Here is a 12244-nt window from a genome sequence, read left to right as displayed (position 1 = left end):
GCTGAGCCGGCAGTCAGGAGCACCGCTCACAAGGACGCAAGCAGGAGCGTGCAGGCCGTCTTGAGGCTGTCCTGCGCCTCGGCGGCGGACATGCGCCCGTTCAGACTGGACTGCAGGATCCCGTGCCAGGCTTGTTGGACCAGGCGCACCAACGAGATCTGTTGTGGATTTGGTTGTTTCACACCGGAGGCATCCAGCAGCATGGTGCGTACCAGCTGATCGATCCGGCCCACCTCGGCGACCACTGCGCCATCGGCGGCGTTGAGTGAGTTGAGCATGGCGGCGCTCAGGTGGGGTTGGCGCAGCATCGTGCGGGTAGCCCGCGCCAGTACGTCGAAAACCCGGTCGGCCGCTGTCCCCGATGGGGTGGACCGGCGATGGACGCCGTCCTGCATCCCTTCGACCCGGTCGGCCATCACGGCGAGGAACAGGTGGGTCTTGGAGGGGAAGTACCGGTACAGCGTGCCCAGGGCCACCCCGGCCGATTTCGCGACCTCCTGCATCTGCACCTGCTCGATGGGCCGCAGCGCGCCCAGTACACCGGCCGCGCGCAGGATCGCCTCGCGCCGCTCCTGCTGATCCTCCGAATTGGGCTCAGCGGCGGGACGTGGTTCCCCGATCCTCGGCAACGCTACTTCCCCCTGTCGACGGCGAACTCACCCTAGAACACGATCCGTTCGCCCTGTAACCTCGCTCACAACTGAAATTCATTCTAGTCATCGAAGAGAGGTTCGTCATGGCGAAATTCACCCGTGAAGAGTTGTCCGGCGCGCTCGATCACTACACCAGGACCGTCGAGGTCTGCTCCAAGACCGGCGAATGGGCTCCGTTTGCGGACCTCTTCACCGAGGACGTCACCTACATCGAGCACGCCTACGGCGTCTTCGAAGGTCGCGAGGCGGTCAGGCGGTGGATCACGGCCACGATGATGCCCTTCCCGCATATGCGTTTTCCGCACACCTGGGTGGCCTTTGACGAGGAGAACGGGGCGATCGTCATGGAAATCCTCAATGTCCTCGATCACCCGAGCGAGCCGGGGCGGGAGTTCGGCTTTCCCAACATCACCCGCCTCGTCTACGCCGGGGGCAACCTGTTCTCCAGCGAGGAGGACATCTACAACCCCAACCGGGACGCACCTCGCGCGGTCGGTGCTTGGTTGAAGGCCGGTGGAGTCATGCTGAGTGAGCCGCCAGCCATGAAGCACGTCTGAAATTCACTCTAGTTTGATCGGTTCAAGGCGGGAGGCAGCATGAAGTTCATCTATGCCCTGTGGGGACCGGGGCTCGACACCGCCCTGCGAACCCCGGAGTTCCGCGCGGAGATGCGTGCGGCCGGAGTGAGCAGGCTGCAGGTCAACCTGGACGATGACGACGTCGCGCCGGCAACACTGCGCATCACCACCTTCGACGTCCCCGTGCGTGCCGTGGTGACGGTCTGGACCGAGACCGAACCCGACGACGTCGCGGCGCTGCTGTCCGGGCCCGCCGAGCGTTGCGTGGGCTGGGAAGTGGAGGAGCGGACGCCGTTGGTTCCGCCGGATACGGCCGATGGCGTCCGTGCCCCGGCGCTGGCCCAGATCGGATTCCTGCGAATCCCGGAGGAGTTGGACGCCGCCGAGTGGCTGCGCCGGTGGCAGGGGCTGCACACCGACGTGGCCATCGAGACCCAGTCGACCTTCGGCTACGTCCAGAACCGGGTCCTACGAACGGTTCTCGGCAGCGACCGCGTCGATGCCGTGGTCGAGGAACTGTTCCCGATGGCGGCCATGACCGATATGCACGCCTTCTACGGCAGCGGTGGCGACGACGCCGAACTCCGGCGTCGTCTCACGTTGATGATCGAGAGTGTGACGCGGTTCGGGGCACACCAGAACCTCGACTCGGTGCCGACCAGCCGTTACGTGTACGACCTCGCACCGTAGATCGCGGCACCCACCGCTACCACGGCGAGCCCGGCGAGTACCGAGGTCAGTGGTAGCGAGAAGGCCAGCACCAGGCAGCCGATGAGGCCGAGCGCCGCGATGATGCGGTGCCACCAGTTTTTCGGCTCGAGGGTCCATGCCGACACATTCGCGATCGCGTAGTACAGCAGCACCGCGAACGACGAAAACCCTATCGCGCCGCGAAGATCCACCACCGCGGCCAGTATCGCCACCACGATGCCGACCACCACCTCGGCCCGGTGCGGGACGGCGAACCGCGGATGCACGGCGGCCAGCCCATGCGGCAGGTGATGGTCACGGGCCATCGCCAGCGTCGTGCGCGACACCCCGAGGATCAGGGCCAGCAGTGAGCCCAGTGCTGCCGCCGCGGCCCCGGCCCGCACCACCGGTTGCCAGTGCGGGGCGCCCGCCGCGACCACCGCATCGGCCAGCGGAGCGGGCGCCGACGCCAGGCCCGAGCCACCGAGGACCGAGAGCACCGCGACCGCCACGCCCGCGTAGATCACCAGCGCGATACCCAGCGCGATCGGAATCGCGCGCGGAATGGTGCGCGCCGGGTCACGGACTTCTTCCCCCAGGGTGGCGATCCGGGCGTAACCGGCGAACGCGAAGAACAACAGGCCGGCGGCCTGCAGTACGCCACCGGCACCGACGTCGTCACCGATCTCCAGGCGGGCGAGGTCCGTGGCGCCGGAACCGGCGATGATCACCACCACCGCGGCCAGCACCGCCAGCACGCTCGCGACGATGATCCGGGTCAGCAGTGCCGACTTCTGGATTCCGGCGTAGTTCACCGCCGTCAACGCCACCACCGCGGCCACCGCCACGGCATGCGCCCCCTGCGGCCAGACGTACACCCCGACGGTCAGCGCCATCGCCGCACAGGAGGCGGTCTTGCCGACGATGAAACTCCACCCGGCCGTGTAACCCCAGAACTCGCCGAGCCGTTCGCGCCCGTAGACGTAGGTGCCGCCGGATTGCGGGTAGCGCGCGGCCAGTCGCGCCGAGGACGACGCATTGCAGTAGGCGACGACGGCGGCGACGGCGAGGCCGATGAGCAGTCCGCTTCCGGCCGCACCGGCAGCCGGGGCCAGCGCGGCGAAAATGCCCGCGCCCACCATCGATCCCAGGCCGATCACGACGGCATCGGTGGTCCCGAGTCTGCGTTGCAGCCCGCCGGGCGTGGTCACCCCGCGATATTAGGGCGCACGCCCGCTCTGCGCATTGCGGGTGCGGCTATCGCGTGGCTGCGCGCGGGTGGAAGAAGACACCTTCTGCGCGGACCGTGACGCCGTCTGAGGTGGCGAGGTGTCCGACAGCGAAGGTCTTCGCGCCTTCAACGCGGTCGATGTGTGCCTCGGCACGAACCGGGCCGAGCCGAGTGCCGGCTTCGTAGCGGACCGTCAGTGTTCCGGTTACCGCGGGCCGGCCTGGCTTGTGTGCGGTTGCGCCGAGGACATGGTCGAGGAGAAGGGCACAGATTCCGCCGTGCACATGGCCGGCAGGTCCCTCGTAGGCGGCACCGAGTGTTACCTCGGCCCACACTCGCCCGTCGGATTCGTGGTGAACCGCCAACGGGGGCGCCAAGGCATTGCGCAGTCCGATGACTGCGTTCCCCCACGCGAGGGATTGCCCGTCCGGGGCGTGTTGGACACCGAAGGAACCTGGGATCAGCGACTGACTGAGTTCGTCGGCCGCTGCGTCGATCTTCGCCTTGGCGGAGGTGATGCTGTCGAAGTCGGCCCGGCTGCGGATGGTGGCATCGACCAGCCGACGCACGGATTCGGTGAGGGACGCGTAAAGCGCTTCCGGGACGACGGTTTCGCTGTTCAGTGACACGTCTTCACCCCGGTATAGGATCGGCCGGCCGGTCGGCGAAGCCGCCGTAATCGCCTCGGTAGAACAGCAACGGTTGGCCGGCGTGGGCTTCCAGGGCCGTGACGTGGACGACGGCAATGGTGTGGTCACCGGCGCCGTGTTCGAACTCCAGGTCGGCTTCGATGGTGGCCAAAGTTCCGTGCAGTCGCGGGGCTCCATTGGCCGCCGGGCTCCAGGGGAGGCCGGCGAACTTGTCGTCGCTGCTGCGGGCGAACTGTGCGCACACTGATTCCTGGTCGGCGGCGAGGACGTTGATGCACATCCGACCGCTCGCGCGAATCAGTGGCCAACTTGAGGAGTTCCGGGACGGGCAGAACGAGACGTATGGCGGGTCCAGCGACACCGAGGTGACTGACTGGCAGGTAAATCCCACCGGCCGTAGCCCGTCGTGACCGGTGATGACCGCGATACCGGTACAGAAGTGCCCCAGTACGGCGCGCATGTCTTGGGGTCTTGGTCGCGGAGGTGCCGTGCCGAGTATCGCGGCGTTCTCGAGTCCCATTGGTCTCCGTCCCTCGTGTGGTCTCATGACCTAGATTCGTCGTGACGAGTACGAGGAGCAACAGCGTCTCCCGACCAGCGGGTGATGCCAAGTAACGCCGTGACCTGGATTGTTACCCTGGTTCCGTGGAAGACCCTGAGCCGACAGCCAAGCCAGCGCTAGCCGCGACCAGCTGGGCGCTGCTCGGGATGATGTCGTATGAGACCGAATTATCGGGCTACGACATCCGCAAGTGGATCCACTGGAGCATGCGTTTTTACCTCGGCAGTCCGGCCTTCAGCCAGATCTACTCCGAGCTGAAGAAGCTGGAGAAGATGGGCTTGCTCACTTCTCGGGTCGACGGCACCGGCACGCGCAATCGTCGCCTCTACAAGATCACCGAAAAAGGTCTGGACGCTGTCACCCGCTGGGCGCGGGATGCACCGGTGGATCCCCCGACGCTGAAGCATCCGGCAGTACTGCGGGTGACCATGGGACATCTCAGTGATCCCGCGGCACTCAAGAAGATCCTGCAGGAGCACATCGCTTACGTCGATGAGATGCAACGTGATGCGGCCAAAGAGGCACGGTGGGCCGGGGCTGATCCGTCATGGGCGTACGCCAAGATCGCGTTGGACTGGGCGGAACGCTATTACGAGTCCGAGCGGGAACTCACCTTGAAACTGATCAAGGATCTCGACGAGGCTGAGGCGAACTTTCCGAAAGCCGGTGAAGGCGCGAAGATTCCGTGGCCGGACCCCGCCTACTGGTATGAAATCGAAAGGAAAGCCGACGCCGAAGACGTCGACTGACCTTCCTTTATTCGTGTTTCGCTGCGCCGCAGCTCATTTGCGTGCGGCGTGGAGGGCGGCGATGTAGCCGTAGACCAGGCCCTGCGCGATGGTCGCGCCGGCGCCAGGATAAACGCTTCCGAATGCGTTGGCAGCGGTGTTGCCGATCGCATACAGCCCGTCGATCGCGCTGCCGTCTTCGCGGAGCACTCGGGCGTGATCGTCAGCACGGAGGCCGCCGCACGTACCCAGGTCGCTGAGCACCATCTTGACCGCATAGAACGGACCTTTGACCAGCGGGCGCAGGTTCGGGTTCGGAGTGATCGTGGGATCGCCGTAGTAACGGTCATAGGCACTGCGGCCCCGTTCGAAGTCGGGATCCTCACCGGCGAAAGCGTTCTCGTTGAAGCGCGTTACGGTCGCAGAGAAGTTCGCTTCAGGCACCCGCATTTTGGCTGCGAGTTCGATGAAATTGTCTGCTCTGACGGCGATTCCGGCGTCATACCAAGTCTGTGGGATCGGCATACGGGGAAACAGTTCGGCGGCGAAGACGTAGCTGTTTCGGTACTGCTGGTCGAAGACGATCCACATGCTTTCCACCGGTGTACCTGCTTCTTCGAGATGCAGGACGCGTTGCCCGAAGCTCATGTAATCGGCCGATTCATTCGCGAATCGCTGACCGTCCTGGTCGACGATGAACGATCCCGGCAGCGACCGCTCCGCGAGCATCACCGCAGGAGCTGCCCCCGGAAGAGGCGCTACGGCGGGGAACCACCACGATTGATCCATCAGGGCAATATCCGCGCCGACATCCTGCCCGACCCGAATGGCATCGCCGGTGTTGGACTCCGCACCAAGGCTGAGATTGCGGCCGAGGGACTCGGATTGGAACTTCCAACGCATGTCCATGTGGTGATCGAAACCGCCGGCCGCGAGCACCACACCGCGCCGGGCGGTGACGGTGAAGCTCTTGCCGCCACGCTCGACGACAGCCGCGGTGACTCGGTCACCGTCGGTGACCAGTTCGGTCAGTGACGTGTCGAGCCAGATCGGGATCCCGGCCCGAATCGCTCCGGCGAACAATCCGGCAGCCAAGGCCTGGCCACCGGCGGCGTAGCGCCTCCCGAGTGCCAGGCCGCCAACACCCTGCGCGAGCCGCTTGATGATGGTGGGAAGTCCCTTTCGTGGCACCCGGCTCATCAGGTTCAACCAGCGGTAGTCGGCACCGGTGGTCGGCATTGGAATTTTGACTTCCATGACGCCGGGCCGCAGGTCAGTCAGGTATTCGCCAAGTATGGCCGTGTTGAGCGGGCGGCATTCGCACGTGCGTCCCGCCGCCGATCCACCCGGAGCTTCGGGGTGGTAGTCCGAGTACTCCTTGGCCCAGAACAGTTTCATCGGCGTGGTGCGGCGCAACATCTCAACAGTCGCGGGCAGGCTGTCAAGGTAGGCGGCGGAACGCTCCTGAGGTGCCGAATCCGCGACGATGGCATCCAGGTATGTGCGGGCGCGCTGCACGGGGTCGGTGCCGCCGCATTCCTCGATCACCGGGCTCGACGGCAGCCAGAGGGCGCCTCCAGATCGGGCGGTCGAACCGCCTACGTAGGAAGACTTTTCGATGACGAGCACCGACAGCCCCTGCTCGTGGGCCGCCAGAGCCGCACTGAGTCCGGTACCCGACCCGACGACGAGAAGGTCTACCTCGGTGGCGTCAACGGTCAGTCCGGCAGGGATGGTCTTGTGGCTGGTGGCGGTCACGGTCGTCGACGATAGGGCTGCGGGCGACAATATTGATTCTCGCCTCCCTTTGAGCGGAACACTGACCTTCCCGTCGCCCCGTAGTCGCAGTTCAATGGGCACACCAGCCAAGGAAATCCAGTGATCAAAGGACGGGCCGCAAACATGACGACGCACTCAGATACCGACGAGATTCGGTTGATCGAGGCCGGTTCGGTACCCATCAGGTTTGCCCGTGGTTGGCATTGCTTGGGGCTGATTCGCGATTTCGGCGATGGAGAACCGCACCAGGTCAACGCTTTCGGCCAGAAGCTGGTCGTATTTCGCGGTGAGGACGGCGCCATCAACGTGCTCGACGGATACTGCCGGCACATGGGCGGAGACCTGTCCCAGGGGACTGTGAAGGGCAATGAGATCGCCTGCCCGTTCCATGACTGGCGCTGGGGAGGAGACGGCCGGTGCAAGATGGTGCCGTACAGCAAGCGCACACCGCGATTGGCCCGCACCGCCGCGTGGCCCACGCTGGAGCAGGACGGCATGCTGTTCGTGTGGAATGACCCTGAACGCAAGGCGCCGCCGGCGGATGTCACGATTCCTCGGATCGAAGGCGCCACCAGCGATGCTTGGACCGATTGGCACTGGTACACCACGGTGGTCAACACCAACTGCCGGGAGATCATCGACAACGTCGTCGACATGGCGCACTTCTTCTACATCCACGGCTCGCTTCCGACACACTTCAAGAACATCTTCGAAGGCCATGTCGCCACCCAGTACATGAAGAGTGCCGGCCGCCCCGATATCGGAGACCCCGAGGGCTCCAAGCTTTTCGGTACCACCTCGTTGGCCTCATACCACGGGCCCTCGTTCATGGTTGACGATTTGACCTACCATTACGAGGACTTCGACCAGCGGACGGTGCTGATCAACTGCCACTACCCGATCGACGCCAATTCTTTTGTGCTGCAGTACGGGATCGTGGTGCAAAAGAACGCGGCGATGCCCGAGGAACTCGCGGTGCAGACGGCAGTCGCGCTCGGCGACTTCGTCAAGATGGGTTTCGAGCAGGACGTCGAGATCTGGCGCAACAAGACCCGGATCGACAATCCGCTTCTGGTGGAAGAGGATGGACCGGTGTATCAGCTGCGGCGCTGGTACGAGCAGTTCTATGTCGACTCGGCTGACGTGACATCAGACATGGTGGACCGCTTCGAATTTGAGCTGGATACCACGCAGCCGTACGAGGCCTGGATGAAGGAAGTGGAAGCCAATCTGGCGGCCCGCACTGCCGCGTCCCAGTCGGTGGGTTGACGATGACGGTCCGCCCGGACAATCGCCTCGACGACGCGCCGATGATGCCGGTGACGTGTGGGAGCTGCGGTGCCTGCGTTCAGGTACGCAAGAGCAGTTGGCAGCAGACCAGCGTTCAGTGGACCGGCGCTTCGTTGAGCCGGTGTGAGGAGCGTTGCACTGCAACTCAGTTGGCCGGTCCGGCAACCGGGGGTCTGTTCCTGGCATGCTCGGCGCTCAGCGGTTCCATCGCCGACGCAGTACGCTCCGGAGCGCTGCCGGTCGTCGACGAGAGATGGTGACGGTGTGAAACCGTCGGCTACCCCTTCAGGAGACCGACGGTACGGGTAAGCCGCCGTGACAGTTCCCCCAGCGCGATGCGCTGCTGGGTGAATGCGGCGATGTTGGTCATCCAGACATCGGAGAGAATTTCGGCAGCGCCGATTTGGCGTGGGGTCGATTGACCGTCTCCGACGGACCCGATGAAGATCCGGACTATCTGCCTGCGCACCATGTCCGCCTGAGCCGCAGCGGTGCCGTCGGCGTACAGGTAAGGGCGAATCATCGCCTCGGCGAGATCGGGCGATGAGGACAGCCTGTCGGTGAGTGTCAGGGCCACCTGCAGTAAGCGCTGAAAAGGATCCGGCTCATTGGTGACGCAGCGAAACTCCGTCTCGAAATCCCACAGCCACTCGTGAAAACACGCTAGCAGCAGGTCATCCTTGGACGGGAAATATTGGTACACAGTGCCGGACGCCACGCCCGCCACGGTGGCGACTGAACGGATCTGGCAGTTGTCGTAGCCGCCGGCCGCCAGTTGCATGGCGGCATTGACGATACGGTCGCGGCGGTCCAATCCGCGGGGCTTGAGTTCTGGTGTACCCAAGTGCGATTCGGTAGCGTCGAGTCGAAATGACTCCGTCGCGACCCTCAACTCAGATGTCCTCACAGCGAGAACACTAGGTTCGGTTCCGCCGATTGAGTACCCGTGGTCTCGCTCACCGGGCATTCCGGATCAGGATTAGTCACCTGTCAGTCGTTGCGTCACAAGGTCATGACCCAGTCACCGGGCCGCTTCCGGTGACTGGGTCGGTCCCGGTCCGTCTAGCTGGACGACACCGGCATGATCGGAATCTTCTTCATCGCGCTCGCGCGCGGATCGGGGGCTGCGGCTGCAGCGGCGTGGTTGTCTTCTCCTCGGGTATAGGTCCACACGCAGAAGGGCTCACCGTCGGCGAACTTGAAGTCTTTGGGCGGCAGGTTGATGGCGAGATTGCAGCCCGGAAAGAACGGGGCTGAGATGCGTTGCTCGAAGGTGCAGTTCATCCACGCCCGCGCAGGTGGGTAGAGACCTTCATCGGTGTACTTCTGAAGCACCTCGCAGCGGCGCATGTTCAGGACCACGTGATCGGGGTTGTGCACGATGTACTCGCCGCCGTAGCCCAGAGTGCCGTCGATGCTCAACACGGCAAGTTTGAGGAAATCGACGACTTGCACGGGCTCGATCTTGAACACCTTCGCAAGCTTCGGATACTGGTAGTCGATGATCAGCTGGTACATGTCGGGCAAGCCGAGCCAGACCTCTTCTTCGGGGATGATCTTGGTCCACTGGTCGATGAAGTAGTTGTGGCCCTTGAGGTATTGGTCCCAGTAGGTCTGGATCAGGCGGATCAATGCCGGCTTCGTCAGGTCTTCGGTCTGAACGTCGAAGGGGATGGCCTGGTACTGGGCGTTCTTCCAGTCCCAGCCCGGGGGTGCGATGAAACGCCCCATCGGCATCACCTGCCGCAGCCCGGCCCGGGAGACGTCGGCGGCAACATCCATGGCGGCGTTGATCCCGACCTTCTCCGAGTAGATCTTCACGTGGGCGTAGGGGACGAAATTCAGGACGTCTTCGAACACCCTGGCCAAGCCGAGAAGGAAGTCACGCGAGAAGTCTCGGATGTTTCCGACCTTGCCCATGAAGTCATGGGTGTAGTCGTCGTAGTTCAGCTCCTCGCCGTCAACGGCGGTTTCCTCGGTTTCCGTTGTCACGGTTACTCCTAAATGGTTGCGATGCCAACTGGGTGTCAGAATCTGCTCATGTGGCAGAATCTGACAAGCTGAAACTAATGGCGGACAGCCAAAGCTCGTCGGCCGATTCCCGGTCATCGGGAGGTGCGTCGAGCTATGAGACCTGGCAGGTGCTCGCCGGCCATAGAATCGAATTCGCTGGTCAGAAGGGAGGAATCGGATGCGGAAGGCTGACAAGCCGGCGACGCTGGCTGAGCGGCGCGCGGAGGAGCTTCGATTGGATATCGCGATGGCCGCGCGCGATCTCTTCCTCGCCGCGGGTTCGACTTCGGTCACCGTAGAGCGGATCTGCGCGGCGGCGGGGGTGGCTCCGCGGACGTTTCACCGACACTTCCCGGTGAAGGAGGATGTGGTGCTGCCGTTGCTGCGCCGTTTCGGCACCCTGAGCATCGAGGTGCTTGCAGACGCAGAACCGCAGGATGAGGCCGTCGAGGTCTTGGTTGAGGCATTCAGTACCGAAGTCCCCAAACGGGGCACCGTCGAATTCGATCGCACGTTCCTGGCGCTGGTCGTCAACGACCCCCAGTACCGGCTGCGTTGGCTGGATTGGGGGCAGGATCTCATCGGCCCGATATCTGAGTTTCTGTCGTCCCGGTTTGATCTCGGGAGCAACTCATGTACGCGAGAATTACCGGCACAGTTGGTAATTCAGGTATGCCGGCATGCATACCTGCACTGGGTCGCAGACGGCGATTTCGACAGCCTGCGGGCCGCGTTGCGGGTTGGGATGACGATGATCATCGGTGCCCTGCCGATTCTGTCGCGACAGGGCTGATCGCAGTCGGTAGAGACGGAATCGTCTAGCTACCAAAGATTTCCAGTGGCCCCACATGCGCACGGTTGGCCTTGATCCGTTCGGTGATGCGCCATCGACCATCGCCGTCCCGACGCCAGGTGTCGTGGTAGTCGCCCAGCGTGTAGAAGCGCGTCGACGGGTCGCCGGCTGAATTGAGATGAACGTCGCGGATGTAGGCCCGGCTGGTCGCAGTGTCGTCGACGACGTCGATGATGATGTTGCCCAGTAGATGCTGAGTGGGGCCACAGCTGTCGAGGAATCCACGAATCATGCCGATGATCGCCGAGCTTCCCGCCAGGCGTCCGGTCCCGAAGTCTCCCTCGGCATCGTCGGTGAGAATCTCGGCCATCGTGGCCCAGTCACGCTCGTCCATCGCCCGGGCGAAGAGATTCAGAGCGCGTTCGATGTCTCGCTCATCGTGCAAGACCCTCAGAAGATCCATGCCCACCTTCCTAGCTTGCTCAGGCGTGCGCGCCACCATCGACACGAATCTCGGTGCCGGTGATGAACGCACCGTCATCGGAAGCGGCCATGGCGATGACTGATGCTACGGCGCTGGGATCGCCGAGGATTTCGCTGTCGGTGCCGTGCAGCAACGGGGTCTGCTTGGCCCACAGCCCGAGGTCATAGCCCTCGGGCATCTTGTCGAGGGTGCTGTTGGCCAGGGCCGTCGACACCCCACCCGGTTGGATGTTGACTGCGCGCAGGCCTTGCTTCGAATACTCCAGCGCCAACGAATGGGTGAAGCTGAGGATGCCGCCCTTACTGGCCGCATATGCCGCCATGTAGGGATGGGCGAATGTCGCAGCGGTGGAGGTGAAGTTCACCACGACACCTCGCCCAGACCTCAGGAGGGCAGGGAGCGCTTGGCGGGTCATGAGGAAGGTGCCGGTCAAGTTGACCGCCAGGGTGCGGTTCCACTCCTCGAGGGTCGTTTCGTGGGTGTGCGAACAGGTCTGCACGGCAGCCACATTGACGAGTACCTCAAGGCCGCCCAACTCGGCCACGGCAGCGTCCACCGCGGCGATGACGTCCTCCTCGCGGGAAATGTCGAGGATGGCGGTGGTGAGACTCTTGGCGGTACCGGCAAGTTCTGCGGCGGCCGTCGTCGCGGCCAGACCGTCGGCAGAAATGTCGTAGGCCACCACCGTGGCGCCCTCATCGAGCAGGCGTGCCACCGTGGCCGCGCCGATACCCGAGCCTGCTCCGGTGACGATGACACGACGATCTGAGAAGCGGTCCATCAGATATTCCCT

At 63.8% G+C, this 12244-nt stretch carries 15 protein-coding genes; 6 read left to right on the top strand and 9 right to left on the bottom strand.

The genetic code is table 11. The annotated features are described in order from the left end of the window. Nucleotides 1-26: 26 nt before the first annotated feature. Complete coding sequence (locus AB0I14_RS01315) at nucleotides 27-629, bottom strand: TetR family transcriptional regulator (RefSeq protein WP_358014722.1); 603 nt, start codon at nucleotides 627-629, stop codon at nucleotides 27-29. Between the two features lie 107 nt (nucleotides 630-736). On the opposite strand from AB0I14_RS01315, the gene AB0I14_RS01310 reads away from it, so the two are divergent. Both AB0I14_RS01310 and AB0I14_RS01305 read left to right on the top strand, forming a co-directional pair. Beyond that, nucleotides 737-1210 carry a nuclear transport factor 2 family protein gene (locus AB0I14_RS01310; protein ID WP_358014719.1) on the top strand — a complete coding sequence of 158 codons (474 nt, stop codon included), beginning with the start codon at nucleotides 737-739 and terminating at the stop codon, nucleotides 1208-1210. A gap of 39 nt (nucleotides 1211-1249) precedes the next feature. Then, nucleotides 1250-1921, top strand: a complete 672-nt coding sequence (locus tag AB0I14_RS01305; protein ID WP_358014716.1) for a hypothetical protein — start codon at nucleotides 1250-1252, stop codon at nucleotides 1919-1921. On the opposite strand, the gene AB0I14_RS01300 is transcribed toward AB0I14_RS01305, so the two are convergent. The 3 genes from AB0I14_RS01300 to AB0I14_RS01290 form a co-directional block, all read right to left on the bottom strand. Further along, a complete protein-coding gene (locus AB0I14_RS01300; RefSeq protein WP_358016680.1) occupies nucleotides 1897-3063 on the bottom strand; it encodes an APC family permease in 1167 nt (388 codons plus the stop codon). The genes AB0I14_RS01305 and AB0I14_RS01300 overlap by 25 nt on opposite strands. Before the next feature lie 115 nt (nucleotides 3064-3178). Continuing rightward, nucleotides 3179-3781: a PaaI family thioesterase gene (locus AB0I14_RS01295; protein WP_358014713.1), complete on the bottom strand. Its 603-nt coding sequence runs from the start codon at nucleotides 3779-3781 to the stop codon at nucleotides 3179-3181. 4 nt (nucleotides 3782-3785) lie between these two features. After that, nucleotides 3786-4262 carry a flavin reductase family protein gene (locus AB0I14_RS01290; RefSeq protein WP_358014711.1) on the bottom strand — a complete coding sequence of 159 codons (477 nt, stop codon included), beginning with the start codon at nucleotides 4260-4262 and terminating at the stop codon, nucleotides 3786-3788. Between the two features lie 185 nt (nucleotides 4263-4447). Here AB0I14_RS01290 and AB0I14_RS01285 point away from each other — a divergent pair, with 185 nt between their 5' ends. Beyond that, nucleotides 4448-5113, top strand: a complete 666-nt coding sequence (locus AB0I14_RS01285; protein WP_358014708.1) for a PadR family transcriptional regulator — start codon at nucleotides 4448-4450, stop codon at nucleotides 5111-5113. Between the two features lie 33 nt (nucleotides 5114-5146). On the opposite strand, the gene AB0I14_RS01280 is transcribed toward AB0I14_RS01285, so the two are convergent. Beyond that, the gene (locus AB0I14_RS01280; protein ID WP_358014705.1) at nucleotides 5147-6850 is read right to left on the bottom strand and encodes a 3-ketosteroid-delta-1-dehydrogenase; all 1704 of its coding nucleotides are present in this window, start codon (nucleotides 6848-6850) and stop codon (nucleotides 5147-5149) included. A 144-nt stretch (nucleotides 6851-6994) separates the two neighbouring features. Here AB0I14_RS01280 and AB0I14_RS01275 point away from each other — a divergent pair, with 144 nt between their 5' ends. Both AB0I14_RS01275 and AB0I14_RS01270 read left to right on the top strand, forming a co-directional pair. After that, nucleotides 6995-8140 carry a Rieske 2Fe-2S domain-containing protein gene (locus AB0I14_RS01275; protein WP_358014702.1) on the top strand — a complete coding sequence of 382 codons (1146 nt, stop codon included), beginning with the start codon at nucleotides 6995-6997 and terminating at the stop codon, nucleotides 8138-8140. A gap of 2 nt (nucleotides 8141-8142) precedes the next feature. Next, nucleotides 8143-8421 carry a ferredoxin gene (locus AB0I14_RS01270; protein ID WP_358014699.1) on the top strand — a complete coding sequence of 93 codons (279 nt, stop codon included), beginning with the start codon at nucleotides 8143-8145 and terminating at the stop codon, nucleotides 8419-8421. Nucleotides 8422-8438: 17 nt separating this feature from the next. Here the strand turns inward: AB0I14_RS01270 and AB0I14_RS01265 are convergent, their stop codons facing one another. Beyond that, nucleotides 8439-9005 carry a TetR family transcriptional regulator gene (locus tag AB0I14_RS01265; RefSeq protein WP_358014696.1) on the bottom strand — a complete coding sequence of 189 codons (567 nt, stop codon included), beginning with the start codon at nucleotides 9003-9005 and terminating at the stop codon, nucleotides 8439-8441. A gap of 218 nt (nucleotides 9006-9223) precedes the next feature. Further along, the gene (locus AB0I14_RS01260) at nucleotides 9224-10153 is read right to left on the bottom strand and encodes a hypothetical protein (RefSeq protein ID WP_358014694.1); all 930 of its coding nucleotides are present in this window, start codon (nucleotides 10151-10153) and stop codon (nucleotides 9224-9226) included. Nucleotides 10154-10352: 199 nt separating this feature from the next. On the opposite strand from AB0I14_RS01260, the gene AB0I14_RS01255 reads away from it, so the two are divergent. Beyond that, nucleotides 10353-10967: a helix-turn-helix domain-containing protein gene (locus AB0I14_RS01255; RefSeq protein WP_358014692.1), complete on the top strand. Its 615-nt coding sequence runs from the start codon at nucleotides 10353-10355 to the stop codon at nucleotides 10965-10967. A gap of 25 nt (nucleotides 10968-10992) precedes the next feature. Here AB0I14_RS01255 and AB0I14_RS01250 read toward each other — a convergent pair whose 3' ends face one another. Both AB0I14_RS01250 and AB0I14_RS01245 read right to left on the bottom strand, forming a co-directional pair. Next, nucleotides 10993-11421, bottom strand: a complete 429-nt coding sequence (locus tag AB0I14_RS01250; protein ID WP_358016677.1) for a nuclear transport factor 2 family protein — start codon at nucleotides 11419-11421, stop codon at nucleotides 10993-10995. 28 nt (nucleotides 11422-11449) lie between these two features. Then, nucleotides 11450-12232 (bottom strand): SDR family oxidoreductase, encoded by a 783-nt coding sequence (locus AB0I14_RS01245; RefSeq protein ID WP_358014690.1) that lies wholly within the window; start codon nucleotides 12230-12232, stop codon nucleotides 11450-11452. Between the last annotated feature and the right edge of the window lie 12 nt (nucleotides 12233-12244).

This window comes from Mycobacterium sp. NPDC050441, from assembly GCF_040655355.1.
In the GTDB taxonomy this organism is placed as follows: domain Bacteria; phylum Actinomycetota; class Actinomycetes; order Mycobacteriales; family Mycobacteriaceae; genus Mycobacterium.
The sequence above is the reverse complement of the archived record's forward strand: the minus strand, read 5'-3'. Positions and strand labels throughout refer to the sequence as shown.

Bases quoted from the DNA above. Each gene is read 5' to 3' on its own strand.
- AB0I14_RS01290 (WP_358014711.1), bottom strand. From the start codon at position 4,262: ATGCGCGCCGTACTGGGGCACTTCTGTACCGGTATCGCGGTCATCACC.
- AB0I14_RS01300 (WP_358016680.1), bottom strand. From the start codon at position 3,063: ATGGTGGGCGCGGGCATTTTCGCCGCGCTGGCCCCGGCTGCCGGTGCG.
- AB0I14_RS01275 (WP_358014702.1), top strand. From the start codon at position 6,995: ATGACGACGCACTCAGATACCGACGAGATTCGGTTGATCGAGGCCGGT.
- AB0I14_RS01310 (WP_358014719.1), top strand. From the start codon at position 737: ATGGCGAAATTCACCCGTGAAGAGTTGTCCGGCGCGCTCGATCACTAC.
- AB0I14_RS01255 (WP_358014692.1), top strand. From the start codon at position 10,353: ATGCGGAAGGCTGACAAGCCGGCGACGCTGGCTGAGCGGCGCGCGGAG.
- AB0I14_RS01305 (WP_358014716.1), top strand. From the start codon at position 1,250: ATGAAGTTCATCTATGCCCTGTGGGGACCGGGGCTCGACACCGCCCTG.
- AB0I14_RS01245 (WP_358014690.1), bottom strand. From the start codon at position 12,232: ATGGACCGCTTCTCAGATCGTCGTGTCATCGTCACCGGAGCAGGCTCG.
- AB0I14_RS01270 (WP_358014699.1), top strand. From the start codon at position 8,143: ATGACGGTCCGCCCGGACAATCGCCTCGACGACGCGCCGATGATGCCG.